The sequence below is a fragment of the Pseudomonas sp. AN-B15 genome (assembly GCF_019056475.1).
Taxonomy (GTDB): domain Bacteria; phylum Pseudomonadota; class Gammaproteobacteria; order Pseudomonadales; family Pseudomonadaceae; genus Aquipseudomonas; species Aquipseudomonas parakoreensis.
In genome coordinates, this window is record NZ_CP049737.1 from 3767841 (window position 1) to 3791893 (window position 24053).

Sequence of the window (24053 nt, forward strand, 5' to 3'; positions counted from 1 at the left end):
TCAGGCCAGCAACTTGGCGCAGAGAAATGGGCGATGGCCCTGGTCAGTCCAGGCTGTAAAGGCAAGGCTGTACATCATGATGCGGCCGCCAGCGTAATCGACTCCCAGAGCGCAGCCGCCACCGGTACCGTCGTTGTGGCAGTTCATCGTGAAAGGATTGAGGGACACGTACTCACCTACCCCGAGGCTCTTGTTGATACCCCATAAGTACCGGCGCCCAACACTGAGCTGTTCGGTTCCGAGATACGTCCAGTTGCCAGCAGCGAACGTAACGACCACCGCCGGGGCGCCGCTGTCGTAAACAAGCGCGCCAGCGCCATCCCACAGCCGCATCCCATAAGCAGCGGTACCCATCGAAGCCCATGCCGCCACGAAATACTGCCCGCTGAGGGTTTCATTCACCCGTGACGCGTTCATGGCAAAGCCAGTCCAGTTACCCGGCCCTCCCGTAAACCACACTGAAATGGGAACCTGAATCGCGCCTCCCTGATCAGGACGAATGAACACCATTGGCGGGTCTTGGCTGGTCACCGCCCGGGCAAACGTACCTGATGCAGTTGCAACACCGGAATAGGTACCTTTGGTGAGAAGGCAGAGCCTGGGTGCCTCCGAATCAATTTGAACAAACGAGTTGTCATTGATGCTCTGAAAGCCGTAACTCATGTCGAATACCTGATGGCGTAGCCCTTGGCGACGATCCTTGTCTGAATTGTCGAGGCGCTGGCTGACGGATTCTTAGGCCTGACAATCACTTGGCCGACGGCAGTCGTGACATAGGGATAGGACTTGGCATTGCCGCTACCGTCTGTTTCTGACGACTGCACATCCTGTGCACGCGTCGGAATGATCATGAACACGCAGTTGGCTGGGTTGAAGCCTGGAATATTGAGTGTGTAGCTGGGCGTGCTACCGCTGAAGTCGATCACGCCCTGCCACAGCACCTGATAGGTAAAGCTGTTGGTATCCATCCCGAGATTGCCATTCTCGTCCCAGACTCTTGCTCCATAGGTCATGCGTCCAGATCTCCAAGCTGCACCCGTTTCACGCCGTTTTGATCGAACACCTTTATCGCTCTGTTGGTCATCGTCAGTCGCCCGCCACCGGGCGCTGGCCCGTTGAACTCGAGGTTTCCTGCTTTATCCAAGCGCCAACCCAGAGCACCGGCAACATAGTTGTCGGATTGCAAGTACTGGCCGATTTTCAGCATCGTGATGCTGCCGTCCTGAATAAACGCCGAGTTCATGAACACCTGGCCACCCTGCACTGCAAACGGCACCGAGATGGCGCCGCCGGCAATCGTGTTGACGATGGCAAACCGGTCAGCGCTGACCAGGAACTGACTCTGCAGCCCGGCACCGGTGTTTTCGATGCCAAGACCGATGCCAGCCGCGACGTACTGCCCATTCGCCGTGACTTGCATCTTCACCGACCACATCGTGTTCAACTTGCCGGCCGTGTCCGCGTAGGCGGTCGAGGTCTGCTGAATGGCCGTCGAGTTTTGCCCGACGGAAACATTCAATTGGTCGATTTTCGTCGCGGTCGCTGATTCGTTAGTGGCCACCACCTCTTCAAGCTCGGTGATGTTGGCAGCGTTCTCTCCGATTTTCGCGTCGAACGTCGTGACGCGCCTTGCCATTGCCTCGTTTTCGGAGGCTCGAACCTTCGATTCCGATGCGAGCGAAGCGGTGCTGGTATAGCTCTTGATCGCGTCTGCAAGATCACCAGCGCCATCATCGTCTCGATAGGAGGCGCGCAGGGCTTCGAAGGCCGTTGCCTGGGCCGTAACCACGCCGTCGAGTTCAGTGATCTCGGCAGTGTTGGTGGCAACCTGCTGGGCAAGTCCATTAGCCGTCTCAACGGTCTGGCCAACGTCGAGCCAATAGGCAGGGTTCGGCGGAGGCGTGTCTTTCGGCACCGGCCCAGTCGCCTGATAGATGCGCTTGCCCTGCACCACCAGGTCGTACTCTTCGTAGGTATCGTCGGGGTTGTAACCCTTCAGCCCGTCGAGCGCATCGATCTGTTCCTGCAAGCCTGGGATTTTGTCGATTTCGTCGAGCAGATCCTGACCCAACTCGGTGCGGCCGATCTCACCGGCAATCATCTCCAGAATTGCCGCAGCGTCAGCGCTCGACTGTCCCTGCACACCCATGCCGATCGGGTACCACGGCCCGATGTTGCCGATTTTGTCGACGATCCGGCCCCAGAAGTAGAACGTCACGCCAGCGCGCAGGCCGAGCATGGAGAAGTCACTCTGCGGATAGGCCAAGTCTGTGAGCTTCGTGGCCGCATCAAGCTGCGTCGTGGGTCCATACCAGATTTCAGTCCGCTGGCTGTCTTCAGCACCAGCAGGGAAGCCCCACTTCAGGTAGATGCCGAACAGCAGCGGCGTGGCGGTCAGGTAGCTGAGCGCCGGCGGCAGCCCCTCCTTTCCTTTCAGGTTGGTCAGGATCGAGTTGCGCCACTGCGACGAGATGTCGAATGCACTCACCGCACGCACCCGAGCCACGTAGGCGCCGGCGTAGATGCCGACCACGTCCACGTTGGTCATGCCGGTACGTTGCAGCTTGATCCAGTTGCCACTGTCCTTGCGCCATTCCACGTCGTAGCCGACCGCGCCATCCACGGCGGGCCAACTGATGGTCATGGTGGCCACGGCCAAGCCCTGCACCACCGACGATGTCGACGTGAGGGTCACACTGGCCGGTGCCGGAACCACCGTGATCGGGATCACGCTGATTGGCCGCTCCTCCAGGCGTGCGCCGGTGTCGATATGCGCGAACTTGCTCGGCTCGAACTGCAGCGCGCTGATCTCGAAGTCGCCTTCGGTGGTGCGCTTGGTGCGCAAAACGCGGTACAGCGGAATCGCTAGGTCGTCAGCGTCCAGCGCCCATTGCAATTGCGCGACTGGAGGCTCGCTGTAGGCGACTGTGACGGTCACGACACGGCCATTGACGCTCTGCACAGTGCGCCCTTCGGCGCGGCCGCCCGGCAGGTTGACGATTAACCGATCACCCGCCTTGGCCTGGGTATCGCGATCGAGGGTCACCACGCGGCCAGTTGCTGACGAGATCCGCCCGCCGACCTCCCGCCCGGCCAGCAACGAATCCGCCACCGGGATGATGTGGCCCGGCAGCGGAATCACACCCTCCATGCCTGTCTTGAACGAAACGGTGCGGTCTTGGTTGTTGCTCAAGATCGCCCACTTGCCGCGGCGCTGGGCCTCGGAGGCGCGGGTGCAGCCAATGGCACTCAGCTCGGTCGGCCGGTCGCCATAGCGGCGCTGAAGATCTAGATCAGCAAACGGAATGACGTCGGTGTCGTAGTTGTTCGCCGGGTTGTCGTAGCTCACCAGTGCTCGGGTGTACCGGGTTTTCGCCGAGGCGCTGCCGTACGAGAATTTCCCGTCGATGACGTTGGCCCGGGTGAAGACGTAGTCGAAATCCTGCGCGCGCGGCATGTCAGCCTGCATCACCAACTGGCCCTGCGCCCAGTACGTCATGCCTCGATAAATAGCCGAGATATCGCGCAACAGCGACCAAGCGTCAGCCTTGCCTTGTAGGTTCATGTCGCAGAGGAAGCGTGGTTCCTGCCCGCCGAGGCCGTTCGGCACCAACTGATCGCAGTATTGGGCGATTCGGTACAGCTCCCACTTGTCGACCATGAAAGGCTTGATGCGCTTGCCCAGGCCGAAACGCTCCTCGGTGCAAATGCCATAGGTGATCCAAGCCGGGTTGTTGGTCCAGCCCGACTTCATCGAGCCATCCCATGTCCCGGCGTAAGTGCGCTGAATCGGGTCGTAGTTGCTCGGCACCATCCAGCGCCGGGCCTTGCACTTCACGGTCACCGCCGGGATGTTGGTGAACTGCTCGGCGTCGAACTCGATGTAGAGCAGCGCGGAGTTTGGGTATCGCAGCTTGGCGTCGATGACTTCGGTGTAGCCCGCCACCAGCATGGTGTCGGCTACCTTGTTGCTGTTCTGGTTCGGCGTCAGGCGGCGCACGCGGATCTGCCAGCCAGTAGTTGCAGCCGGCAAATCGATGCGGCGCGATCGCTCGTAGCGCGTGGTGGTCTTGCCATCGACAGCATCCACCAGCACCTGCTGATACGCGCCGCCGTCGGTGGCCACGTCGATGGCGTACTCGATCCGGTAACCGCCAACATTGCCTTCATCGTCCGACCGTTGCAGCGCAGGCCAAGCCAGGCGCATGCGCACCGCCGATAACTGGGTATTGCTGATCGAGCGTACCCACGGCGCATCGCTGCGCAGCTCAATGTTCAGCGAAGTCTCGTTCTCTACGGACGGGATGCCGGGGATATAGGTCTGATCCACCGAGCCCGGGCGCCAGTCCCACTTCACGTTCGGGAAATTGTAGTTGCCGCTGGCGTCGCGGATCGGCGTGTTGTCCAGGTAGATGTCGTAATCGGTCGGCACGCTGTCGAACTCCCCCTCGCCCACGGCAATCAGCAGTTTCGCAAGGTTGGTCGAGCGCAGGCTGTCGCTGGCTTCGACCGGCGACTTCGGCTTGCTGCTGCCGCCCTTATCGCCGTGGATCTCGATCTGTTGCGCTGCGCCCATGCTTTCCTCCAGGCATAAAAAAACCCGCTCAATGGCGGGTTTTTGTGCATTCAATAATTTCAGGGTGATTCTGCAAGCTCATACTGCCGACGGATATCAGCAAGCTCCTCGTTGGTGACCTTTACCTCAAGACCTTTCCACGGAAGGTCAATTTTTTTACCGCCCTTGAATACACAAGGTGGCTTTGTTTCCAAGTTCAATGACCAGCCCGGCATCTGTAGTTCCTCACCGTCTGCCGCAACAAGCCGCACGCCGAAAGCCATGTGATCAACTCCGTGAAATTTTCTTGAGCATATCCTAGCGTACGCCTCAAAAAAATTAAGCTTTGTCTTCAGCCAGGATCGAGGCCGAGATGATCATCCCGCCCCACCGGCGCTCGCCGATGCAGATCGGCACCGGGTTGCCGCTGGCTGTAGTGTTCTTGGCGCTGCCGAAGGCATAGGACGGAGCGTTTTCAGGTGATGCGCTTTGCTTCAAGCCCGAGGCTTGGGGGCTGAGCATCTGGATCACGCCACCAGCGACAAGGCCGATACCCGCGCCAATCAGTGGCGCACCAAATGGCGTGGTCGAAAGAAACGTACCGGCAACGATCAGAACAGCACCGACAATGGTCTGAATCAACCCAGCCTTCTTGCTTCCGTGGATAACCGGCACAATACGAATGTCGGTTGCGCCACCCAGACCAAATTCCGCTTCGCCAACGTTTTTTCGATTGCGAAACACGGCGAAGCGCATGCCCAGCCGATCAAGGCGCTGAATCTCCTCCTTGAATCCATCAAGCGTTGCCTTCAACGCCCTGAACGCCTCCCAGGCCTGACCTGAATCCAAAACGCGACGATGAATCCTGCCAAACTTGGCCGCAAGCGACCCGGACAGCCTGATCGTGGTCATCGGCTGATAGTGAGCAACGGTCGACTGCATAGCTTTCTCCAGACATAAAAAAACCGCCCGAAGGCGGCTGATTGAAAATTCAATTATTGGTAATCAACGTAAGGGCCGATGAAAAAGCCGCTCATGTCCCCACTGATCCGGTAGAGGCTTTCCTTGCCGCTCCGCACGTTGGCAGAGATCGTACGGATGGCTGCCCCGCCACAGAGCCCAGAGCCGGCGAGACCTGCTCCGATGCTTGGATTTCCCGGCGGCAGGTAAAAGGAAGCGCGCTGACCGGTGCCGAATTTCGCGGCCTTCCGGCCATCGACATACACGACGATGTCACAACCAGACCCAACCATTCCCGAGTCCCTTACGACCGTTAACTTGCCGCTTTCGCCAGCTGGTTTGGTCTGAAACGCGTACAGCTCATCACGCGGTACCGGATCAGCCTGGCTAACCGGAATAGCTGAAGTCGCACACCCCGCCAACAGCGCTACCGCCAGCGCTCCTACGATCAATTTCATGCAGGTCACTCCTGTGGGAAAGGGTGAACGATATCACTCGGCCGGATGGAAATGAAAAAGCCCGGCGCTGGGCCGGGCTTAACAATACTATTTCTCTCTTGGCTCCCTTTGGCGCCGAATAACGAGCATATCATCTGCGATATCGGCAGCCTTCTCGGCCCAGCGCTTGAAATAGTTATGGGTCGGCTGACTGATGATTTCCGCCTTTACCAGCGGCATCGCTGCAGCAAAGTAGATATCCCAGGCGGCTAACTCTTCAAGGTCTTTAGCTTTGTTTGTCATGGAGCGTCCTTTCAGTACAGCTGGCAGAAGACTAATTTTCACCAAAAACATGCATGGTTAATTGACGCGAGTCAACATTGATGAGGCTTCTCCCTACCTCGCGCTGTTCACCCATCCAGCGTGTATGCAACCCCAGTACCGCCCCGCCCATCTCCGATAGTAGCCTCTAGCCTCCACGACATAGTCTTTCAAAGGATTGAGAATGAATGATCCGAAGCAGGCTCTCGAGAAAATCGAAGAGCTGATTAACGCCGCGCGCGCCACGGATGACCTTTTCTCCCATGCGGCTGCCTTCTCCGCCATAGCACTACTCGTCCAGCGTCTGGATAACTACTTCGAAGAGAAGGCGCCGTATGCAGGCGAAAATGTGGAACGACTTCGCTTTCACTCGGCTGCGATGCTTGGCTACGACATCACGAACGGTCACGGCGTCGAACAGCACCACGTTTGGGTGCTGAGCGCAATTTCGGCACTCAGTGGAGTGCTGCGTAAATTGAAAAATTAAAGGATTCCCCAGTCCTTTGCCTGCAAGCCCAAGGACTGGGATTGCGCCAATTTCGGCGCGTTTATGACCTGGAGGTCAGTGTGACAAACGAACAAAGACTCATCGACGTAATCAATTCTCATGGTAGCGATATAACGACGATCAGCTGCATTTTGGCCGGTTTAATCAGCCAGCTTCGAGCAGCTCAGGGGCCAGAGGGTATTGAAGCGGCACGCGTATTCGCGCTGGAAGTTGCGAAAACGATGCCGAGCACTGGGCCATCTCGTCCCGATACAAACCGAATTTCCGCAGTCTTTAATCAGCACAAATAGGGTCAAGGCCAAGCTGTTTTTCCAATCGAGCAAGCCGGCGCTCCAGCAGGTCGGCTTTCTCTTGCGCCCTTCCCGCAAAATCAGCCGGTAAAGAAATTCCGGCGGCAGAGACAATCATCTGATCTTTCAAGACTTCCGTTTCGTTAATGTAAGTTCGCCCTTCTTCATCGAATGCAAACGGCTGACTCATAAATCCCTCCTGCGGCTGCGCCGCGTTATATGGCTGGTTGTGCATTTCTGTGTCTGAGAATCAGGCGTGTCCGGTCGAGCCAAGGTCCACCGAAAACGATGACCTCCGATGGCCGGCCGTACAGGTGGTGTAGCAGGAACGGCCCGGGGCCGAACGTCGCCGCGTCCTCCCCTGGCAGTGCCGGGTCAGCGCCGAGAAAAATCCCGGCGTGGTTTGGGTACACGGTGCGCCCCACTTCCATCACGATCATGTCGCCGCGCTGCGGCTGGTCGACCCGGTAGAAGCCGGCGGCCTCATAGTTCGCCTCGTACAGGCTGGTGTTGTCCTTGCTTTCCCACCAGCCATCAGCGCGCTTGAAGGCTTCGAACTCCAGCCTCCACTCGCGTTTGTACCAGTCGGCGCAGACCTGCCAGCAGTCCCAGGCGCCGTGCACGAAAGGCCGCTTCAGTAGCGGTACGTCGCCAGTGGGCACGATTGTTCTGAGGTCTCCTTCCGGCCAACTGAGTATGTGCCAGGGCATCGCCGTCGCTTCGCACATGGCGAGGTCACGCGGCGAAGGACGGCTGGTAGCGTCTGGATGCGAATGCACAACGCCGATCACCTCCCCGACGTCCTCGGCCGCTGCGTATTGCTCGGGATCGATCCGGAACTCTTCGTTCGGCTCGGTCGAGACGTTGCGGCACGGGTAATACTGCTGTTTGCGGCCCACGGCCAACAGCAGACCGCAGCACTCTTTCGGGTACTCCGCAGCGGCATGTGCCTGGATCGCGTTCAAAATGTGTTTGCGCATATCAGCTCCGAGCGATGAGGGAAACGGCCGGGAAGCCGCCGAAAGGTAGCTGGTTGCCCTCGCCGAAGCGCGGGATGCAGCCCTTACCCAGCGTGCCGTCGCACTCGTCCAGTTCCGGGTTATCGGTAACGACGCCGTCCTTGGTCACGTACGGCCCGGTGTAGCCACAGTTCGGCCCGCGATAGCCACCGGTGAGGCACCAGTGGCACAGCGTCGTGGCCTGCCGGCCGATCGACTCGCTGCCAACGTCGCCTGGGCTGGCCAGCTCCCAACTAACGTTTTCCCCGTCCTCGTTCGTCTTCTGGTCGATGTACCAGACCTCGATCGTCTCTTGGGTTGGGTCTGCCGTTGGATTGCCCGCAGGGAAGTTCGCCGCGTCGAGGTAGGTGCCGAGCGTGTGACGCATGGTCAGCTTGAACTCGAGCAGATCCTCGAACGCTAGGCACAGCGCTGTGATGCGCCCATTGACGTTGCCGACCGAAAGCGTGGGCCGAACCGCCGTGCCGTCGCCATTTGCCTCAATACCGTCGATCTGCATCGGCCAAGCGCTGTACTCGTTGCCCTGCCAGTAGATGGCCTTCGCCGGTAGCTGATCTGCATTGTCACCGGCGGCAATCAGTTCGGCTGCCGTGTGCGGAATTGCGTGCCCGTGGAAGCGCAGAACATCTGCGCCGTAGTCCGTGCCGTCCAATTCAAAGAGCAGCACTTCGCTGCCAGGCTCAAGCACCTGGATGTCACTGATCAGCGGCATGATTGCCCCTTATGGTTGGAATGCCCGCTCGAACGTGGCTGTGAGTTTGAAGACCCCGCCGCCCATTGGTGTGGGAGCGGGATTTTTGCAGGTGAAAAGCCCGAGTTCGCCGAGCGGCGTTGTCCAGAGAAACGCTTTCGCGCCGGCGTGCCGGTCGAGGAATTTCATAATCTCCAGCACCGCGGCCTTTTGGCCGACGCAGGTAACCGGGTAGGAGTCCTCTTTGTTGTTCGGACCGTCTCCGACGTTCTGCGCGTAACCGTTGCCAAACTTCGAGGTGCGCACCCGATAATTGATATCGGGTGTTTCCCCGCGCTCGGTTGGCCAGGTGAATTTCTCGATAGTCATCAGGCCCTCCCATTTGCATTTCGGAAGCTGGTACCGCCCGCGCGCCAAGAGTCAGCGACGGCCTTCTCGGCCACGGCCTGCATTTGCGATTGCAGGTTTCTCGACAGTGCCTGCTGGTCGATCTGCATCCCTTCAGAGCCTCGGTCCTGTGTCACCACCGTGACCGGTGCATTGATGCTGATCGCAGTCCCGGAGCCAGCGCCGGCGGCGAGAACACCCAGCTTGCCGCTGGAAGTCCGGGTCAGCGGCATGATCGCCTCCGGCCCTGCCTCGCCCATGACTCCCGCCCGGCCGCCAGCCATCCCGAAGGCGGTTGGCGTACTGACGATGCTGTTGGTGAAGGCGCCGCCGTTGGCGAACATCTGTACGCCAGACGACCAGGCACCGCCGAGTGCCTGCGGGAAGTAACTGCTGGAGTAACCCGCCGAGGACGCGCCGAGGTTCGACGACGTCGCACCTGCTGATCCAGCCGCCAGCCCATTACCGCCACCACCGCCAGTGAAGTAACTGGTGGCCGCTCCGACGAGACTGCTCAGCAACGCCGAGCTGGCTTGCCGAGTCGCGATCCGCGCCATGTCCGCCAGAATCGACTTGGTGAAGTCAGCAAACGACAGCTTCCCGGTCATGGCGAAGTTGACGATCGCGTCTTCCATCGAGCTGAAGGCGTTGCCGAACAAAGTTTTCGTCTGGCCGGCAATATTGCTCGCCGAATCCAGATAATTGGCCCAGGCCGATGTCGCCCCTTTGGTCCAATCACCTTGCGCCTTTTCCACATCCGCGTAGTTCTGCCGGATCTGGTCAGTGGCCGCCTTGTTCGCGTCGGCGAGCGCCTGCGACTTACGGCTGAACTCCTCCTCCGACATATTGCGCGACGGATCGGACTTCTGATTCGCGAGTTCCAGCGCCTGCTGTGCGAACCGGTCTTGCTGGCTGTTCAACTCGTTGTTGAGAGCGTTCTGACGATCGCCCTGGCCGACGCCGATAACGGCGCGCTGCCCTGCCAATTCCAGAGCCCTCTGTTGCTGGGCCAAGGCTTGGACGTAGGTCGTGATCGACCGCTCTTGTCGAGCAAGGCGACCGGTCTCGTTCGTGGCCAGAACCTCAAGCTGGCTGTCCGCCTCTCTTTGCGCTTTGACCATCCCGGCTCGCGCATCAGCGATCTTCTGGTCGAGTTGGATGCTTTGCGCGGCAGAAGTGGTCTTTTTCGCCTTCGCGGCTTCCAGTGCGGCGATCTCCGCCTCGTAGGACGCAGTCACCTCGTCGCGCTCGTTGCCGATCAGCGCTTCGCGTTTAAGGGCGTAGTCGGCTTGCGAAACGAGCCCAGCCTTCTGCGCCGCGTCCAGTTCCTTCTGGGCGTTTTTGTACTCCTCGCTGATGGCGGCTAAATTGTTTTTGGCGTTGTTGAAACCGGTCAGATCGACCTGAGTACCTGCCGTTTTCGCATCCTTGAACTGGTCGTTGATGTTCGCCAGGTTCTTGTCGATCGCAGCCTGATTAAGGCGCGGGTCGTTGGGGGCGACCTTGCGAATATCGTCGAGCTGCCGCTTGTACTCCTTGATCGCCTCGGTGCGCTTCTGTTCATTCGTCCACGCCGACTTGGTGAGTGCGTCGATCTTGCCCATGGCGGTAACAGCTTCGCCTTGGGCTTTTGCCTGTTCCCCTTCCCATTTGGCGATATCGGCTTCAGCTGCTTTTTGATCTTCAAGCATGTTGAGACGATTCTGGTAGAGATCGATCATCTCCTGCTTGTTCTGGAACAGACCAACATTGCCCGATTGGGCAGACTCCAGATTACGCCGAGCCTGCTCGATATCGGCGTTGATATCCGGCCGGCCAAGGTTCTTCAAGTTGTCCGCCGCACGCGCAACGGCGTTGTATCCTTTCTCCCAGAAACTCAGGTTCTCCAGAATTCGCGGGGTTCGCTCGTTGATCGCGTCGGCATACTGCTCGGTCGCCAGTTTCACTGCGCCGGCGTGGTCGCCCTGCTTCTCCAGCGCGGCGATCTGCGAGTAAACCGACGCGGTCAGGTAGTGGTATTGCTCATTCAGCGCGGCGGATGCCTTGACCGGGTCGTCGGCGAGCTTGGCGAACTCGGCTACGGTCTCGCCTACGGCCTTGCCAGTCGCCTCCTGCATCGACACGGCAGCCTGGGTGATTCCGGTGAAGCTTTCGCCGGCGATCTTGCCGTTGTCGGCTAGCAGAGCGAGCACGGCTGCGGCTTGGCCAGTGGTGCCAACGGTTGCGCTGACCTGGCGGGCCATGTCGCCCAATTGCCCGGCGCTCACACCGGCGTAGTTACCGGTCAGGATCAACGCTTTGTTGTAGCTGTCCTGTTCCTCGCTCCCCTTATAGAAAGCGTACGCCAGACCGCCTACGGCAGCGGTGGCAAGCGCGAGCGGGCCAAGAATGGCGAGCAATCCTGCCGCGCCTGCCCCTGCACCAGCGCCCAATTGCGCAACCGCACGTACGCCACTGCCCCAGTCTCCCGAGGACAGCGCATTCCCCAACTGAACAACGTTTTCCTGTGCCTGGCGTGTACCGAGGCGCAGCTTGTCGAATCCGGTGGTGGTTTTGTTGAGCTTGTCGTAATCCTTGTCGATCTTGCTCAGGGCGGTGTTGTACTCGTCCTGGCTGATCCGGCCGGCATCCAGATGCTTGCCCAGTTGCTCGACCTGGGTGTCCAGCTTCGCCAGTGCGGCGCGGGCCGGGTCAATGGCGCCCAGCAGGCTGTTCAGCGCCTTCTGTTCATCCATGGCCGACTTGGCCAACGCTACCTGCTGCTTGTCGAGCTGTGCCGAGATCTTCGCGGCCTCAGCCTCGCCATAGGCTCCAGTTTTGGTCAGCTTCGCCAACGCATCGCGCTGTTTGGCAAGGTCCTGCGTAGTTTTGGCGCTGGTAGATAGCGATTTCTCCAGCGCCTGCATTTCGTTCATCAGCGAAACGGCGGACTGCTCGGCCCGGCCGCCGGCCTTCGCCATCTCATCCAGGCTCGTTTTGGCCTCGATCGCATCGGCCGAGTCGATCTTGACGCCGAGTTCTGCAATGTTCATCGACTCACCTTGAATAAATGCCCGCGATTACGGGCTGTTTTCCCTTTCCTCCGCCATGACGCGCAGGGCTTCGCCTTCCAGCACCTGCAGGTCAGGAAAGATTTCAGCGAGTTTCTTTTTCTTGATGCCGAGGAAGCCGGCAACGTCGAGGATGCAGTTGTAATCGAGACCGATGGCGCCACCGGAGCCGACCCGCCACTGCGTGGACATCCGATTGAATAGGAGGAAGGCCGGCCAGTTGCAGGGCCAGACCTCCGTTTCCTCCTCCAGATCACCAGGCGCAAGCCCGAACATACTCATCAACTCGACCGGCGCCGCAGGCGCGTACAGTGCGCGTGCGGCGTCCGTCAGTTTCCCAGGCGGGCCTGGTTGTAGGCGCCTTGGTACGCATCGACTACTGCCTCGGTTGCTCCTTGGCACGACTTCACCAGTGCGGTGATGCTCTTCTCATCGAACTTGTCGTCGAAGGCCCAGCCAGCCACCAGATCCTTGATCTGCTGAACCTGCTGGGCTGCATCTGCAGCGACCACTTCAGAGAGCGATGGTTGATCACCGAGCGCGGCCATGGCTTCCTTGCGATTCTGGTTCCACCCGTCAAACAGAGCAGCCAGCTCCAACCGGTCGCGATACTTGAACGTGAACTCGATCTTTTCGGGTTCGCTGCCAACGATTGGGATCAGCACCATGGCCTTGAACGTCGGATTCTGGGCAATGCGGATTTTTGCCATTGGTTACACCACTGCGGTCAGGTAGCGAGTCGGCTCAGCCTGAAGCGCCAGGTTCACAGTTCGCGTCAGCAGATTATTGCGGGACACTGCCGGCTGTTTGGAAAACGACGTGTAAGCGCCGTACAGCAGCGTGTCATTGCCCGGCAGGTTCAGACGCGCAGCCTCAACCTGCTTGCCGGCATCAGCCTTCATCAGCACCTTGTTGAAGTCCTGCGCCGGGTCATCCGCCAGGGTCAGCACCATGCTGGCTGCCGATTTGTCGGTCGGAATTTGCTTGCCCTGGTCATCCTCGAGGAAAACCACGTCGAGGTAGTTCTGTTCACCGCCGGAGAAGGCAACGTCGGAGATTTGCGGAATCTGCACCCAGGTCAAAACCTTGCGCATGGTGCCCGCGCCGCCGCCGGCCGAAAAGATCTGGGTGTCAGTAGTGTCGATGCCTTCCAACGTGATTGCCGTGGCGGTCGCCGCTTTCACGCGCACCACCTTGCTGTCCAGCTTGCTCCAGCCCGAAGTCAGCAACACGATATCGCCGGCGCTCAGCGTACCGCCCACAACGGTGGCCACAGCTTCAGTGGCGTTGGTGATGGAAGCGAACGCCAGTGCAGTGGCATAGGTTGCAGCGTGCTGGAAAGTGCCGCCGTTCGGGATCTTGTAGCCCATGGGTATTTCCTCTTTGCAGATATGAAAAAACCCGCTCAGTGGCGGGTTTCGTAGGGTTGCCCAATGGGCGGGATCAGTTGGTATCGGCTCGATAGGAGAACGAGACCGGGACGGTGTACGCGGAATCGCCAGTGATGCCTGAGCCTTGGTCAACTGGCGACATAGTCACCACAGTCACAGCCCCTTTCGTGTCCCGAGCGTACAGAGGGAACAGGCCTGTCAGCTCATCGACGATCGGGTTCGTCTTTGCTTTCCCCGTACCGGCCGGCGCGATGATGCTGACTTGAAACACACCTGTGAACAGCCGGTGATCGCCGCCGATCGTGTTGCTCGCGGTATCACCCGGTATCGTGAACGCCCGCAGGTAAGTTTCATCCGCTGATGGCGTGTAGACCATGTTCTCGAAGACGATTTTCAGCTTCTGCGGCCTGGCACTGTTCCAAGTGATGAGCTTTGCCTCGTAGATCGAGGCGATGATCGCGTGACTCATACCTGATTGTTCCTGATGGCCTCCTGCACGATCTGCTGGAAGCGAGCCACGGTGACCCGGACCATCCCGCTGGGGGCCTGTTTGGAATGGCCGAACTCTAGCGGGATCGCGTAGGGCAAGTTGTTGATTAGGTAGACCATCTGGCCGGCGGTGAAGTCGCTGATGGCGGCGACCAAGGCCGCGATGGTTTCGGCGCCGCTAGGATCCACCTCGTCGAAGGTGACATTCTCGACCACGCCGATGGATAGGTGCCAGTTCGCCCGGAACCGGCCGCCGACATAGCCCTCCGGTGCGACGATGTCCATGCCGTCGTTGAGCTTGCGACCTTTCTTGAGCCTGCCGCCTTTGGTCAGGTTGGCCGGATCGCTGCGCAGCGAGGAGTTGTGTTCGTCAACGGCCTTGTTGTACTGGGCCGCGACAGCGTTCTGCGCCCATATCTCCGGGTTGCCCACGGGAGACATGCGGATCAGGCTACTGCCGACCTCGATGATGATCTCGCGCACGCTGGCGTCGATGGCTTCGCTGGTCTGCACGGCAAACTCCGCAAGGCTCAAAGCGAAGCTTCCGGACTGGCCAGCGCCTGCTCGGCTCATGACCGCACCTGCAGTTCATACAGTATCGGCGTGCCGGCTGGATTGACCTCTTTCAGCGGCGGGACAATTGCCCATGTGCGGCCTTGGGCGACCACCTTGTCGAGCAGGCCCGGCACCCAGGCCAAACCCTGCGCGGCAATCTTCAATTTCTTGTCGCCCTGCTTGATGAGGCTGTTGTTCTGGAATTCCTGACCGGTGAAGTCGAGCAGGATGCCTTGGGCGGTCTGCTCGATGGTGGCGCCTGGCGATTCGCCGCCCGTCTCCGGGTCATACTCGCCCGGCTCCGTCTTGTTGATGGTCACGGGCTGACCGAACTCTGTGATCATCTCCAGAGCCATCACGGCCATTTCGTCGTAGAAGGCCATGGTGGCTCCAGATGTGAAAAGCCCAGCACGATGGCTGGGCTTAGTGAATTAGAGGTGAAGGAGGATTTTCCTCCTGATCAAGGCTTTTGCAGTACGCCTCCAAAAGCTCAATGAGGTAGTCCTCCTTGAGCATGCCTGCGGCTTCGGCCTGAATCTCAAGCTCCAGCTCCCACTCAGGAGCGAGATTTATTTTGATTTTCCCACCAGATTGGCTCACAGCGATGCCCCCGGAGACTGACAGGAAGCAAGCATATCCTTACGCTCGGATTGCGAACAGTCCGCGCCGCTGCAAGTAGTCAGCAAACTGCGTGGCGCTAGGCCGATCCGGCGCCGCCGGTAACAGTCGGCCACTGGTGTTTGGGATGGTCGCATATTCGCGGGTTACCGCGCCCTCGACACGCTCAAGCGTCACCGCGCCTTTGCGCTTCTCGATCGGGTCGACGTCGTCGCTGTGGATCTCGGCGGCCAACGCCATCTGTCCGTATTGGATCCGCGCCGGCAGGTAGTTGTCAGGCTTGATCTGATGATCCAGCTCTACACCGCGACGCGGCCAAGACAGCGCCTGCTCGTTGTTGGACTTTCGCCCTTTCCACGTCATGCCATCCATTGCCAGCGCGGCCCGGCGCAGCAGCGCTTCCTGTGCAGGCGCTTCCGCTGGGATGGTCACGCCGAACTTCACGGCGTACATGGCCAGGTCTTCGGCGGATGCATAGCTTTCGGCGTCAGGCTTGCCGGTACCGTCCTCGATGATGAGAGTCATGAATCAGCTCGCTGTGGTGTTCTGGATCGAGTGCCACGTTACCGGGCACCCGGGTTATTACGCCTGCTGCAGGTCAGCAACTGCCTTTTCCAGCGATTCTACCGAGGCATTCGCCCGATACGTCACGTTGGCGGCGTCGAGTTGCGCTTTGAGGTTCGCGATCTTCTCGGCATTGTCGACCGGCTCGGCTGCTGCCTTGAGACGTACGAATTCAGCGCGGAGTGATTCAACCTCACCCGCTAAGTTGTCACGTTCACCCGTGAGGGTTTCGAAACCCTCGTGAATCGCTTTCAGCGCATTGAACAGGCGGATTGGCAGTTCGCCGGCGCCAGGGTGTTCCAGATCGGACAGACCTTCAGCGGCGTCGATTAACAACACGATGCCGTCACGCTCCGCATTCAGCTTGTCGATCAGCTCCTGCAGCGCAGCGTGATCACCACTATCGGCGATCAGCAACACCGGCGACGGCTCGACCTGCCGCACCGTCACCTCCGGCACATCATCGGCCTCACCATCGCGATTTTCGGTGATGCTCGCGTCGATGATGCGCAGGCCGTGTTCCTTCGCCAGCGCCTTCACGTCTTCCCGGTACTGGTGAAACGGTCCGGGCAGATACCAGATTTTATTGCTCATGATTGCATCTCCGCCAAGCCGGGCACACGTCCCGGCTTGGACATCGCGGGGTTACTTGGAGGCGTCACCGATCAGAGCCACACCGGCGGTGTGCTTGATGCTGGTGGCGGTCTTGTCCCAGTTGGTACCGGTCGCCAGCTCAGCGTCGGTTGGCGATTTGCCGCCGGTGGTGGTATCCCAGGTGTAACCCTTCAGGCCCAAGCCGAAGGTGTAATCGGTTTGCAGCGTGGTCTCGATGCGCTCCTTGCCGTTGGTGGTCTGGACGTTGCTGATGATGTCGCGGCCGTCGTGGACCAGCGCAGCGCCTTGCACCAGGGAGAGGATGATTTCCTTGTTCGGGGTGCCGGCCTGCATCAGCGCAGGGGCATCCGTCACAACGGAGATCTTGCCGAGGATGTCCACCACGCGAACGTTGCCTGCCTGGAACAGCTGCTGCTGGTTCGCCAGGTTCTGGCCGACCAGCTTGTGGTAGCTGGTGCCCTGCATCACCTGGGTGACCAAGTTCTGACTGGCGTCGCCGAACTTCGCATGCGCGTTATTCAGGCCGGCGTAGCTGATACCTGCGGTAGCCGACACATCGTTGACTGCTGCCGCTTGAGCGGTGATTGCTGCAACCAGTGCCGCGATCGCAGTGTTCAACTGGTCCTTCAGCAGGATTTCAGCGAACGCACGGCTGGCGACTTCGATGCCTTGCGCGGTCGGGCGCTCCAGCCAGGTCATCTGCGATGGCTCATAGCGGATCGGGCCGAAGCCGCCGGCAACCTTCACCGAAGTGTTTTTCAGCTCGGTCAGGTCGGTGGCAGCAACGGCGGCGTTGGCGCTATAGCGGTCCACGCGGCGCTGAGCAGCAGCCAGGGTCTGGAAGAACGACTCTTGGAGGAAGTCGCCAGTGAAGCCGTCTGGGGACAGCACGATAGCGCCGCGGCTCGCAGCGTTGAAAGCAGCCAGGTACTGATCCAGCGTCTCGAGAGTCGCCGGCATGATGTACTGGTTGAAGACCTGCATTTGCGACAGGGACATATGTTTTTTCCTTACGATTGAGGGAGATCTGGGAACCGGCTTGCGATTGCAGCCGTGCGTTCCTCTTTGGTACCGCCGATTTTTCCTTTCGGGGCCCCGCCCCCACCACCTGCACCGCCGGCCCCGCCGCCCGATGCTTTACTGCCCGCGATCAGCGGCGCGAACGCCGCGTCATTGGCGATTTCCGCTTTCAGCTCGTCCAGCGTTGCCGCCGAGAGCTTGCCCTGTGCGTCGAGGACGACCACAACAGGCTTCCCGTCGCGCTGCTCGACGCTCAGACGGCGTTCGATGTGCGGCAACAGGGCTTTTGCGCTACCTTGCACTGCAAGTGCAGAGGCGATGTCAGTAGCGGTACGGCCGACAGTCAGATCCCGGATCTGCCCGCTCAGCGTTGCCCGCTCCTGTTCCAACGTGCCGGTCAGCTCAGCTTCGCGGCGAGTGAATTTCTCTGTCCAGGAACGCTCGAGCTCTTCGACGTTGCCGGACTTGCGAGCTAGTTCTTCCCGCTCCAGGCGCGCAGCCTCTTCGGCTTCGCGCGCCTTCTTCTCGGCGGCTTTCTTCTCGCCGAGCAGTTCATCAACCTTGGCTTTCAGGCCGGATACATCTTCTTGCTGCGGCAGGCCTTCAATGCCGAGTACGAACTTGCCGTCCTTCTCGGTGTAAAGAGCGCGCACGGCCTCATCTACCCCTTCCAGGGTATCCAGTTGGAATTTCAGCATTGGTTGTCTCCCAGAGACGTAGGTGCAGGCCCTGCCTGCGGGAATAAAAAAGCCCCGTCATTGACGAGGCCTTTTGAAATATCTGATGTAAAAAGCCCCGGCGTGAACCAGGGCTGTTTGAGCTACTTAGGCTGAACCTAGAAGCTTTAGCTTAGTGAAGGTCTCCGCAGCGTTTGCGAGCGCAAGAGCACTGCGGTCAATGAAATAAATTTCAGCCCCGTATAAACCCCGGCCGCTAATCACTGCGATGTGGCCATAATTAGAAGCGAAGGATTTGATCTCTTCGCTCAGCGCATCCATGAATACCACAGACGGCAGGGAAATAATCCTGACAAGATCCCCGATAGCAAAAACCTGCGGACTCTCAATGCCAAATGCGTCTGCAATACAACCGATGTATGTCGTTTTTTCGCTATCTGCAATAGCCTGAAGAAGAGCGTTGCGTTGAGTGTTGTCCCAACCTAGGCGCCCATCCATGGTTAAAAGATGCGTGAACTTCCGCAGATGCTCTACCTGAATCAATTCTTGACCGGTTTTCATGCGCGCCTTTCCTTTTATGTGGTTGTACAACCCAAGATGAAGGCTGTATCAATCTTTTTCAAGGCGCGGGTTAAATGTCCTCGTCTGGTTAATAGACCTATCCCTATTTGATGCCCGCCCGCTCGAACGCCAGAGGCTCGAGAGCCTTCATTTGCAGGAGGGTTAGAGGTGAAAAATTGCGATCAAGCTGCATCTCGGCGAATCGTTCGATTGTCAAACCGCCTTCGCGAAACAGCTTCGCACGTACCGGGCCAATAGCCTTGTCCTGAAACGCCGCCGGCTGTTGCTTTAGCCAGTCGTAATAGCTGAGGTCTGCTCTCACCTGCTGCGCACCGCTATCGCCGATAGATGCCCGTGTGGCGTCTTTGGCGAACAGCGCGCTGAAGCGAGTCACCGCCACCACCGTCGAACGGCAGTTGATGTGGATCGGCGGCCGCGGACCCTCGGTAAGCTTGAAACGGCGCTTGTCGAGCGTCCGGCACTGGCTGGTCGTCTTCGAATCCAGCGTGCTGACCCATTCCACCGACGGCACGACATCGGAGTTCGCCTTCAGCGTCTCCATTCGCGCCTGAGTGGCGACATGCTGCACTGCCGTCCGCACGATGGCGCCGGCGTTGCGGTTGGTTGTGGCCAGGATGCCGTCGTTGTACTGAAGCGCCTTGGTGCCACGGATGTTCTTGATGATCTGGAAGTTGGTCTGGCCTTCGAAGAAGCCCTGCCGGATCGCGCCTGTGAGGCGTTGTCGCTCGGTGGTGGTGAAGCCATCAATGAACGACTTGAGCAGCTTGCCGCCGTCCGTACCGCGTACGCTGAGCGGGTTGGTGAGGATTGCAGCGCGAATCGCCGCTGCACCAGGCACCGCCGCATCGAACGAGACGCCAACAGGTGCCGCCCGGGTCAGGCTGGTCGCCTCGAACTCGGCCTCGTAATTGGCGATATCCACCAGATCAAGGTTCAGCTTCTCGCTGTACCGATCGAAGATGCCCAGCAGCAGGCTGTCGACCTCGCTCAGCAGCCGCTCAAGCCGGGCAACGGTGTAGTCCGTCAGATCAGCCCGGGTCAGCCGCTCACGGATCGAGCGGTCGATCTCTTTGAGGAATGGCGCGAACTTCGCCACCTCCCCCGACTTCAGTTGCTCGAGGAAGACGGCGTGCCGGATCGTGGCATCAAGGATTGCCTGGTTTGCCGCCATTCGGAATCACCTCTGCGTCATCAAGGGCTGGCCCGGCGCTCTGCGCTTCGAGTTCGTCCCGGATCTCGTCGTCCGTCTTCTCAGGGTTGATCACGCCTCGATCGCGCAGGTACTGCCAGAAGTCGCCTTCAGGGAGTTTGCCGCCCTGCACCGCATTGAACAGTGCAGCCAGGATCGTCGCGTCGAGAGTGATCTGGCTGAAGTCCTGATTGAGCTTGTAGACCACGTCACCGGAGACGTTCACGAACTCAGCCATCCATTCAAGGCACTGGCTGTAGGCTTCGCTGACGTTGCTGACCACCAGCGACAGGACGCTGTGTTCGGCGGCGCTGTCGTTGTCGGCCTGGGTTGCGGTCTTCACTGCGCTACCACGCTCAATGAGGCGCGCGCCGAGCGACACCATGTCCTGCTTCTTGGATTCCATGGCCTCCTTGGCCACCGTGTTCGGCTGAGCCTGCCAAACTCCGCAAGTGCCGTTTACCGGAAGCAGCCAAGGCGCTCGGGAGCCGAGGAATATCCCATTCGTCTCCATGTGATCGCGCCACTGCTCGTCCAAACCAGCCATCCACGGCTGAGGCTGACCCACCAGATAGGCAGCTTCCTCGTAATCCGCGCTGTTTCGGTAATGGCCGATGTTCACCTCGGCCATGTCGTACAGCGGTGCATCATCGATGGTCGTGTCGTTGTTCTCGCTGCCAACAAACTGGAACGGGATCACCTGCCATGGCCGGCCAATCCCATTCAGCGGCGTGAACGGAGCAACAATTTGAGAAGTCTTGCTCGAACCCTCCTCCCAAACCTCTTGCGTGTACTGGCCAGCAAGATCAAGGCGTAACACGCGGTATTGCACGACTTGCTCGCTACCGAAACCGTCATCCGTGTCGACATCGACTGTCTCACGCAGCACTACAAGGCTGAGCAGGTGCTGGCCGCCGATCTGGCGGGTCTTCCAGTTGATGATCGACTCTGCGGTGTAGCTCGCGATGTTCGCTCGGGCACGGCCGGACAATTCGTCGGCCTTGCTGACAGTTCCAGCCTCAACCGCGGCGTAATCCACCAGCAGCCCATGGCGACCCACTTCGAGCAGGTGCCCGATCACCGACTGGGATTGTTGGTAGACGCTCACACCCTGACCGTCGACGTCCTTGGCCACGTAATCGAGCGCGCCGGGAACAGTCAGCGTGGGCCAGGTGCGGAATACCGCACCGACTAGGCTGTGCTTCGTGCGCCCCGTAGCGTTGTAGAACACTGCCCGCTTCTTGTACGCCTCGTAGCGCTGCTTGTTGTCCTCGCCGGTGTCGGCCGCGTTCGGCCTCGGCAGGTAACGGTCGCCGGCAGTCTTGATGGTTTCCGACCCTTTGCAGACGTCGCGCACCAAGCGCCAGCGGTACTGTGCCGCCTTGTACTCGGGACGAGTAAAAGTGACGTCCGTCATCGAGCGACTCCCATTTTCATTGAGGTGACCGGTTTAACGATCGGGTACTCGCGGTGAATGAAGTAACCGCCGCCGTCGTTGGCGTGGTCGTTTCCTTGGCTCTTGTCTGGCTCGCCGTTGGGCGCCCATATCTGCTGTTCCAGGCCGTCGGCGTATGTCGGGCAGGTGAACGGATTGACCAAGTAACGCCGCTCGCCCTGCGCGTTGCAGAACATGGCGTTCATGGCGTTGATTCGATCCTTAACTGGCGGGTTGGCCGCCGGCGCGATTACTGTGAAACCCGCCTGCTTGAGCATGGCGATATCGGTCAGGCTTGCATTTACCGACTTGCGCGAATCGCCGGAGGCGTCCGGGTAGATCCGGATCTCGCAAGTCTTTCTGAAGTCATTGCCGGTGTGTTCCCAGTACCGTTCTTTGATGCGGCGGATCATGTCCGGCGTGTCGTAGCCATCCATCAACTCGTCCACGGCGCGCGGCAGTCCCTGATCACGCTTGACGTGGGTGATTGCCGCCATCTTGCCGACGTTGAAGTCCATGCCGATGAACAGCGGTTCGCCGGGCTGGACCGTGTCGAAGCACTGGTTCAGCTTGCGGTCGTAAGCGTGGTAGATCGACCCGGACGTCAGGTTGACGAACTGGCCGTTCAAGTACGCGCGGATCAGCTGCTCGGGGTACGACTCCATCAGCGAGGCGATGTAGTCATCCGGTAGATTCAGCTCGTTGTCGAAGGTGCTGGCCTGGATCAGCCCATACATTTCCTTCAGCGCCGGCTTGTCGCGTAGCTGCTTCACGAACTGGAGAAAGACGAACTTGAAGCCTTCCGGCGTTGTGGTCACGTCCACGCCGTTCTTCAGCCCGGGAATGTTGTAACGCATCCGGGCAATAATCTTGCGCCAGGCTTGCTGCGCCTTGATCGACGTCAGCACATCCAGCTCATCGACCAGAGCGTGACCGATCTTGAAGCCGACGATGGTTTGCGGCTTCTCCATCGACCGGCAGATCACAGTGCCGCGATACTGCCGGCCGCTGTAGATGTGAACCTCATGGTTCGCCTGGTTGATCTTGGTCTTCAGCCCCCAGTCGTAAGCCACCTCCTCCATCGTGGGGTAGAAGATGTCGCGGATCTGCGGGTAAGTCGGTGCGAAGTAACCCGCGTTGACGCCTGGCCACTCCATGAAATGCCTGCTGAGCGCCGAGCATCCGACCCAGGTCTTTCCGGAGCCGAATCCAGCGACGAATGCGCGAAATTTGTGGGGCAACAGGAGGAACTGCGACTGCGGAACGTTAAGGCTCGGCATTCGGCTTCCTCGCATCCACTACGTCGACCTGAATGCGCGTCGGGATTGCCGGTTCGTCGTCAGGCTCATCCTTCCGGTGGCGATTGACGTAGACGTCGCCGACTTCCTTCGCGGCCTGTTCGAGGATCTGCATGGCCAGGCCGATGTTCTTCATCGTCTCGGCCTTCTCCACGAACCGGTTCATGGCGCGCAGGCGGTAGGCACGGTTTGCGATCGGGATCTCGGCAGTTTCTTCGCGGAAGCGCTTGCGGGCATCTTCAAACATCGTCACCCAGCGCTTGGCCAGGCCTTTTCCCGATGTCTTTGTGGGATCGTGCGTCTCTACCTGCTGGCGAGTCACCACGATCCCGTATTCCTTTTGGACGGCTTCAACAACCTGTGACGGCGTGTCGAAGCACGCCAAGGCCTGAACGATAAAGGCCTTCACGTCGTTTTGAAGGGCTGCCATAGATTTTCATCCGTCCAGAGCCTGTCCAGAATCAGGCCGACTTGAGCAGACAGGTTCCGCAGGCCCTCGATATGTTCAATTTCCCCACCTCAGCAGGATTGTTTGCAGCGTCCACCAGCTCCTGGACAGCCGCGCTCGCGCCGTAGCGACGGACGACACCGACGAACTCTTCAACGTCGTGTCCGCGCATCTCAAGCTTGGGCAAGCCGTCCTGGGTGAATGCTGGCTGACCGTACTTATCGGTCGCTTGGGCTATGTGATACAGCTCATGCTCGACCAACGCACAGAAGTCAGCTTCGGAACAGTCGGCGCAGTAGTCGGCAGCCAAGGTGATGATGTAGGCCGGCACGTCGCCGAACCAATCACGCATCTGCTGCTCCATCCGCGCCTTCTGCCAGCCGCCTGCGCGGAACGCGACCTGTTCGGCCTGGCCCACCACAGTGCGACCCTTCTTCGTGAAGGCGGCAGACGCCCACATCACGCGGATGTCCGCATCGATCAGATGGGCATGTTCTACGTTGTGGATGCTGCCGGTCGCGGCGAGGATCTCCGCTTGGAACCACTCCCACACTTCCGGAGCAGGTATCAGGCGGATACCGAAGTCTGGTAGATCCGACAGCTCAAGCAATGATGCTGGAGGGTATGGCCTATCCATGGGTCACCTTGAGCTTGAAATAGTGGCCCGTTGCCGGTATTTGAGTAGGGAAAACCATGGAGAAGCACAATGCTATTACCGAGAGCGCGGAGAGACACATACCGAGGGAATGATGCAAGGAAGAAGCGCAAGGCGTCCCAACACAACCAATATGCGGTAGCAATTGACAGCGCTGTCGATCGCCTTTACGCCAGGCAGACATCCCGCTTTCAAGTTTATGATCTATCTACGATTGCAAGGGAAGCAGGCCTCGACGAATCCACTGTCCGCTCCGTTGGCTTCAGCGGGGGGCATAATGGAATGACGTTACTCCGGGA

The 24053-nt window shown here is 59.5% G+C and carries 30 protein-coding genes; 1 reads left to right on the top strand and 29 read right to left on the bottom strand.

Translation table 11 applies throughout. The annotated features are described in order from the left end of the window. The 7 genes from GTQ41_RS16760 to GTQ41_RS16790 all read right to left on the bottom strand — a co-directional run bounded on the left by GTQ41_RS16760 (position 1) and on the right by GTQ41_RS16790 (position 6255). Entirely contained in the window at positions 1-663 is a 663-nt protein-coding gene (locus GTQ41_RS16760; protein ID WP_121184008.1) for a hypothetical protein, read from the bottom strand. Further along, positions 660-1013 (bottom strand): hypothetical protein, encoded by a 354-nt coding sequence (locus GTQ41_RS16765; RefSeq protein WP_047297530.1) that lies wholly within the window; start codon positions 1011-1013, stop codon positions 660-662. The genes GTQ41_RS16760 and GTQ41_RS16765 overlap by 4 nt, the downstream gene beginning before the upstream one ends. Further along, positions 1010-4576, bottom strand: a complete 3567-nt coding sequence (locus GTQ41_RS16770) for a host specificity protein J (protein ID WP_217325316.1) — start codon at positions 4574-4576, stop codon at positions 1010-1012. The genes GTQ41_RS16765 and GTQ41_RS16770 overlap by 4 nt, the downstream gene beginning before the upstream one ends. 59 nt (positions 4577-4635) lie before the next feature. Next, positions 4636-4839: a hypothetical protein gene (locus GTQ41_RS16775; RefSeq protein WP_217325317.1), complete on the bottom strand. Its 204-nt coding sequence runs from the start codon at positions 4837-4839 to the stop codon at positions 4636-4638. 55 nt (positions 4840-4894) lie between these two features. Then, on the bottom strand, positions 4895-5497 hold the full coding sequence (locus tag GTQ41_RS16780; protein ID WP_217325318.1) for a tail assembly protein: 603 nt from the start codon (positions 5495-5497) through the stop codon (positions 4895-4897). A gap of 53 nt (positions 5498-5550) precedes the next feature. Continuing rightward, a complete protein-coding gene (locus GTQ41_RS16785) occupies positions 5551-5973 on the bottom strand; it encodes a hypothetical protein (RefSeq protein WP_217325319.1) in 423 nt (140 codons plus the stop codon). 87 nt (positions 5974-6060) lie between these two features. Then, the gene (locus tag GTQ41_RS16790) at positions 6061-6255 is read right to left on the bottom strand and encodes a hypothetical protein (protein WP_217325320.1); all 195 of its coding nucleotides are present in this window, start codon (positions 6253-6255) and stop codon (positions 6061-6063) included. A 202-nt stretch (positions 6256-6457) separates the two neighbouring features. On the opposite strand from GTQ41_RS16790, the gene GTQ41_RS16795 reads away from it, so the two are divergent. Next, the gene (locus GTQ41_RS16795; protein WP_217325321.1) at positions 6458-6760 is read left to right on the top strand and encodes a hypothetical protein; all 303 of its coding nucleotides are present in this window, start codon (positions 6458-6460) and stop codon (positions 6758-6760) included. Positions 6761-7054: 294 nt separating this feature from the next. Here the strand turns inward: GTQ41_RS16795 and GTQ41_RS16800 are convergent, their stop codons facing one another. From GTQ41_RS16800 to GTQ41_RS16905, 22 genes are all read right to left on the bottom strand, one after another. Next, complete coding sequence (locus GTQ41_RS16800; protein ID WP_217325322.1) at positions 7055-7261, bottom strand: hypothetical protein; 207 nt, start codon at positions 7259-7261, stop codon at positions 7055-7057. Between the two features lie 25 nt (positions 7262-7286). Beyond that, positions 7287-8051 carry a C40 family peptidase gene (locus GTQ41_RS16805; RefSeq protein WP_217325323.1) on the bottom strand — a complete coding sequence of 255 codons (765 nt, stop codon included), beginning with the start codon at positions 8049-8051 and terminating at the stop codon, positions 7287-7289. A gap of 1 nt (position 8052) precedes the next feature. Beyond that, positions 8053-8802 carry a phage minor tail protein L gene (locus tag GTQ41_RS16810; protein ID WP_217325324.1) on the bottom strand — a complete coding sequence of 250 codons (750 nt, stop codon included), beginning with the start codon at positions 8800-8802 and terminating at the stop codon, positions 8053-8055. 9 nt (positions 8803-8811) lie between these two features. Beyond that, complete coding sequence (locus GTQ41_RS16815; protein WP_047297535.1) at positions 8812-9150, bottom strand: phage tail protein; 339 nt, start codon at positions 9148-9150, stop codon at positions 8812-8814. Then, positions 9150-12200, bottom strand: a complete 3051-nt coding sequence (locus GTQ41_RS16820; RefSeq protein WP_047297536.1) for a phage tail tape measure protein — start codon at positions 12198-12200, stop codon at positions 9150-9152. Before GTQ41_RS16820 ends, GTQ41_RS16815 begins: the two co-directional genes overlap by 1 nt. Positions 12201-12227: 27 nt before the next feature. Further along, positions 12228-12500 carry a DUF1799 domain-containing protein gene (locus tag GTQ41_RS16825; protein ID WP_047297537.1) on the bottom strand — a complete coding sequence of 91 codons (273 nt, stop codon included), beginning with the start codon at positions 12498-12500 and terminating at the stop codon, positions 12228-12230. A 47-nt stretch (positions 12501-12547) separates the two neighbouring features. After that, positions 12548-12928: a phage tail assembly chaperone gene (locus tag GTQ41_RS16830; RefSeq protein ID WP_047297538.1), complete on the bottom strand. Its 381-nt coding sequence runs from the start codon at positions 12926-12928 to the stop codon at positions 12548-12550. Positions 12929-12931: 3 nt separating this feature from the next. Beyond that, positions 12932-13588: a phage tail protein gene (locus GTQ41_RS16835; RefSeq protein ID WP_047297539.1), complete on the bottom strand. Its 657-nt coding sequence runs from the start codon at positions 13586-13588 to the stop codon at positions 12932-12934. 73 nt (positions 13589-13661) lie between these two features. After that, complete coding sequence (locus GTQ41_RS16840; protein WP_047297540.1) at positions 13662-14078, bottom strand: phage tail terminator-like protein; 417 nt, start codon at positions 14076-14078, stop codon at positions 13662-13664. Further along, positions 14075-14671 carry a hypothetical protein gene (locus GTQ41_RS16845; RefSeq protein WP_047297541.1) on the bottom strand — a complete coding sequence of 199 codons (597 nt, stop codon included), beginning with the start codon at positions 14669-14671 and terminating at the stop codon, positions 14075-14077. The genes GTQ41_RS16840 and GTQ41_RS16845 overlap by 4 nt, the downstream gene beginning before the upstream one ends. After that, a complete protein-coding gene (locus GTQ41_RS16850) occupies positions 14668-15036 on the bottom strand; it encodes a hypothetical protein (RefSeq protein WP_047297542.1) in 369 nt (122 codons plus the stop codon). The genes GTQ41_RS16845 and GTQ41_RS16850 overlap by 4 nt, the downstream gene beginning before the upstream one ends. Before the next feature lie 40 nt (positions 15037-15076). After that, complete coding sequence (locus tag GTQ41_RS16855) at positions 15077-15253, bottom strand: hypothetical protein (RefSeq protein WP_155416827.1); 177 nt, start codon at positions 15251-15253, stop codon at positions 15077-15079. 39 nt (positions 15254-15292) lie between these two features. Continuing rightward, positions 15293-15796 carry a DnaT-like ssDNA-binding protein gene (locus tag GTQ41_RS16860; protein WP_047297543.1) on the bottom strand — a complete coding sequence of 168 codons (504 nt, stop codon included), beginning with the start codon at positions 15794-15796 and terminating at the stop codon, positions 15293-15295. Positions 15797-15853: 57 nt separating this feature from the next. After that, positions 15854-16429 carry a hypothetical protein gene (locus GTQ41_RS16865; RefSeq protein ID WP_047297544.1) on the bottom strand — a complete coding sequence of 192 codons (576 nt, stop codon included), beginning with the start codon at positions 16427-16429 and terminating at the stop codon, positions 15854-15856. 51 nt (positions 16430-16480) lie between these two features. Beyond that, the gene (locus GTQ41_RS16870; RefSeq protein WP_047297545.1) at positions 16481-17449 is read right to left on the bottom strand and encodes a major capsid protein; all 969 of its coding nucleotides are present in this window, start codon (positions 17447-17449) and stop codon (positions 16481-16483) included. Positions 17450-17460: 11 nt separating this feature from the next. Next, positions 17461-18168 carry a hypothetical protein gene (locus GTQ41_RS16875; RefSeq protein ID WP_047297546.1) on the bottom strand — a complete coding sequence of 236 codons (708 nt, stop codon included), beginning with the start codon at positions 18166-18168 and terminating at the stop codon, positions 17461-17463. Positions 18169-18294: 126 nt separating this feature from the next. After that, on the bottom strand, positions 18295-18708 hold the full coding sequence (locus GTQ41_RS16880) for a hypothetical protein (protein ID WP_047297547.1): 414 nt from the start codon (positions 18706-18708) through the stop codon (positions 18295-18297). A gap of 103 nt (positions 18709-18811) precedes the next feature. Beyond that, a complete protein-coding gene (locus GTQ41_RS16885; RefSeq protein ID WP_047297548.1) occupies positions 18812-19900 on the bottom strand; it encodes a minor capsid protein in 1089 nt (362 codons plus the stop codon). Beyond that, positions 19875-21335, bottom strand: coding sequence for a DUF4055 domain-containing protein (locus tag GTQ41_RS16890; RefSeq protein WP_047297549.1), 1461 nt, complete (start codon positions 21333-21335; stop codon positions 19875-19877). The genes GTQ41_RS16885 and GTQ41_RS16890 overlap by 26 nt, the downstream gene beginning before the upstream one ends. Continuing rightward, positions 21332-22633, bottom strand: a complete 1302-nt coding sequence (locus GTQ41_RS16895; RefSeq protein ID WP_047297550.1) for a terminase family protein — start codon at positions 22631-22633, stop codon at positions 21332-21334. The genes GTQ41_RS16890 and GTQ41_RS16895 overlap by 4 nt, the downstream gene beginning before the upstream one ends. Further along, entirely contained in the window at positions 22620-23081 is a 462-nt protein-coding gene (locus tag GTQ41_RS16900) for a DUF2280 domain-containing protein (protein ID WP_047297551.1), read from the bottom strand. The genes GTQ41_RS16895 and GTQ41_RS16900 overlap by 14 nt, the downstream gene beginning before the upstream one ends. A gap of 31 nt (positions 23082-23112) precedes the next feature. Beyond that, positions 23113-23736: a putative metallopeptidase gene (locus GTQ41_RS16905; RefSeq protein ID WP_047297552.1), complete on the bottom strand. Its 624-nt coding sequence runs from the start codon at positions 23734-23736 to the stop codon at positions 23113-23115. Positions 23737-24053: the final 317 nt, after the last annotated feature.

What these genes read in the sequence shown, in the direction of transcription:
- GTQ41_RS16830 (WP_047297538.1), bottom strand. Translation starts at nt 12,928, where the DNA reads ATGGCAAAAATCCGCATTGCCCAGAATCCGACGTTCAAGGCCATGGTG.
- GTQ41_RS16890 (WP_047297549.1), bottom strand. Translation starts at nt 21,335, where the DNA reads ATGACGGACGTCACTTTTACTCGTCCCGAGTACAAGGCGGCACAGTAC.
- GTQ41_RS16875 (WP_047297546.1), bottom strand. Translation starts at nt 18,168, where the DNA reads ATGCTGAAATTCCAACTGGATACCCTGGAAGGGGTAGATGAGGCCGTG.
- GTQ41_RS16845 (WP_047297541.1), bottom strand. Translation starts at nt 14,671, where the DNA reads ATGAGCCGAGCAGGCGCTGGCCAGTCCGGAAGCTTCGCTTTGAGCCTT.
- GTQ41_RS16800 (WP_217325322.1), bottom strand. Translation starts at nt 7,261, where the DNA reads ATGAGTCAGCCGTTTGCATTCGATGAAGAAGGGCGAACTTACATTAAC.
- GTQ41_RS16805 (WP_217325323.1), bottom strand. Translation starts at nt 8,051, where the DNA reads ATGCGCAAACACATTTTGAACGCGATCCAGGCACATGCCGCTGCGGAG.
- GTQ41_RS16770 (WP_217325316.1), bottom strand. Translation starts at nt 4,576, where the DNA reads ATGGGCGCAGCGCAACAGATCGAGATCCACGGCGATAAGGGCGGCAGC.
- GTQ41_RS16870 (WP_047297545.1), bottom strand. Translation starts at nt 17,449, where the DNA reads ATGTCCCTGTCGCAAATGCAGGTCTTCAACCAGTACATCATGCCGGCG.
- GTQ41_RS16860 (WP_047297543.1), bottom strand. Translation starts at nt 15,796, where the DNA reads ATGACTCTCATCATCGAGGACGGTACCGGCAAGCCTGACGCCGAAAGC.
- GTQ41_RS16895 (WP_047297550.1), bottom strand. Translation starts at nt 22,633, where the DNA reads ATGCCGAGCCTTAACGTTCCGCAGTCGCAGTTCCTCCTGTTGCCCCAC.
- GTQ41_RS16780 (WP_217325318.1), bottom strand. Translation starts at nt 5,497, where the DNA reads ATGCAGTCGACCGTTGCTCACTATCAGCCGATGACCACGATCAGGCTG.
- GTQ41_RS16865 (WP_047297544.1), bottom strand. Translation starts at nt 16,429, where the DNA reads ATGAGCAATAAAATCTGGTATCTGCCCGGACCGTTTCACCAGTACCGG.
- GTQ41_RS16825 (WP_047297537.1), bottom strand. Translation starts at nt 12,500, where the DNA reads ATGAGTATGTTCGGGCTTGCGCCTGGTGATCTGGAGGAGGAAACGGAG.
- GTQ41_RS16795 (WP_217325321.1), top strand. Translation starts at nt 6,458, where the DNA reads ATGAATGATCCGAAGCAGGCTCTCGAGAAAATCGAAGAGCTGATTAAC.
- GTQ41_RS16900 (WP_047297551.1), bottom strand. Translation starts at nt 23,081, where the DNA reads ATGGCAGCCCTTCAAAACGACGTGAAGGCCTTTATCGTTCAGGCCTTG.
- GTQ41_RS16905 (WP_047297552.1), bottom strand. Translation starts at nt 23,736, where the DNA reads ATGGATAGGCCATACCCTCCAGCATCATTGCTTGAGCTGTCGGATCTA.
- GTQ41_RS16840 (WP_047297540.1), bottom strand. Translation starts at nt 14,078, where the DNA reads ATGAGTCACGCGATCATCGCCTCGATCTACGAGGCAAAGCTCATCACT.
- GTQ41_RS16775 (WP_217325317.1), bottom strand. Translation starts at nt 4,839, where the DNA reads ATGGCTTTCGGCGTGCGGCTTGTTGCGGCAGACGGTGAGGAACTACAG.
- GTQ41_RS16880 (WP_047297547.1), bottom strand. Translation starts at nt 18,708, where the DNA reads ATGAAAACCGGTCAAGAATTGATTCAGGTAGAGCATCTGCGGAAGTTC.
- GTQ41_RS16835 (WP_047297539.1), bottom strand. Translation starts at nt 13,588, where the DNA reads ATGGGCTACAAGATCCCGAACGGCGGCACTTTCCAGCACGCTGCAACC.
- GTQ41_RS16885 (WP_047297548.1), bottom strand. Translation starts at nt 19,900, where the DNA reads ATGGCGGCAAACCAGGCAATCCTTGATGCCACGATCCGGCACGCCGTC.
- GTQ41_RS16765 (WP_047297530.1), bottom strand. Translation starts at nt 1,013, where the DNA reads ATGACCTATGGAGCAAGAGTCTGGGACGAGAATGGCAATCTCGGGATG.
- GTQ41_RS16820 (WP_047297536.1), bottom strand. Translation starts at nt 12,200, where the DNA reads ATGAACATTGCAGAACTCGGCGTCAAGATCGACTCGGCCGATGCGATC.
- GTQ41_RS16790 (WP_217325320.1), bottom strand. Translation starts at nt 6,255, where the DNA reads ATGACAAACAAAGCTAAAGACCTTGAAGAGTTAGCCGCCTGGGATATC.
- GTQ41_RS16810 (WP_217325324.1), bottom strand. Translation starts at nt 8,802, where the DNA reads ATGCCGCTGATCAGTGACATCCAGGTGCTTGAGCCTGGCAGCGAAGTG.
- GTQ41_RS16760 (WP_121184008.1), bottom strand. Translation starts at nt 663, where the DNA reads ATGAGTTACGGCTTTCAGAGCATCAATGACAACTCGTTTGTTCAAATT.
- GTQ41_RS16850 (WP_047297542.1), bottom strand. Translation starts at nt 15,036, where the DNA reads ATGGCCTTCTACGACGAAATGGCCGTGATGGCTCTGGAGATGATCACA.
- GTQ41_RS16815 (WP_047297535.1), bottom strand. Translation starts at nt 9,150, where the DNA reads ATGACTATCGAGAAATTCACCTGGCCAACCGAGCGCGGGGAAACACCC.
- GTQ41_RS16785 (WP_217325319.1), bottom strand. Translation starts at nt 5,973, where the DNA reads ATGAAATTGATCGTAGGAGCGCTGGCGGTAGCGCTGTTGGCGGGGTGT.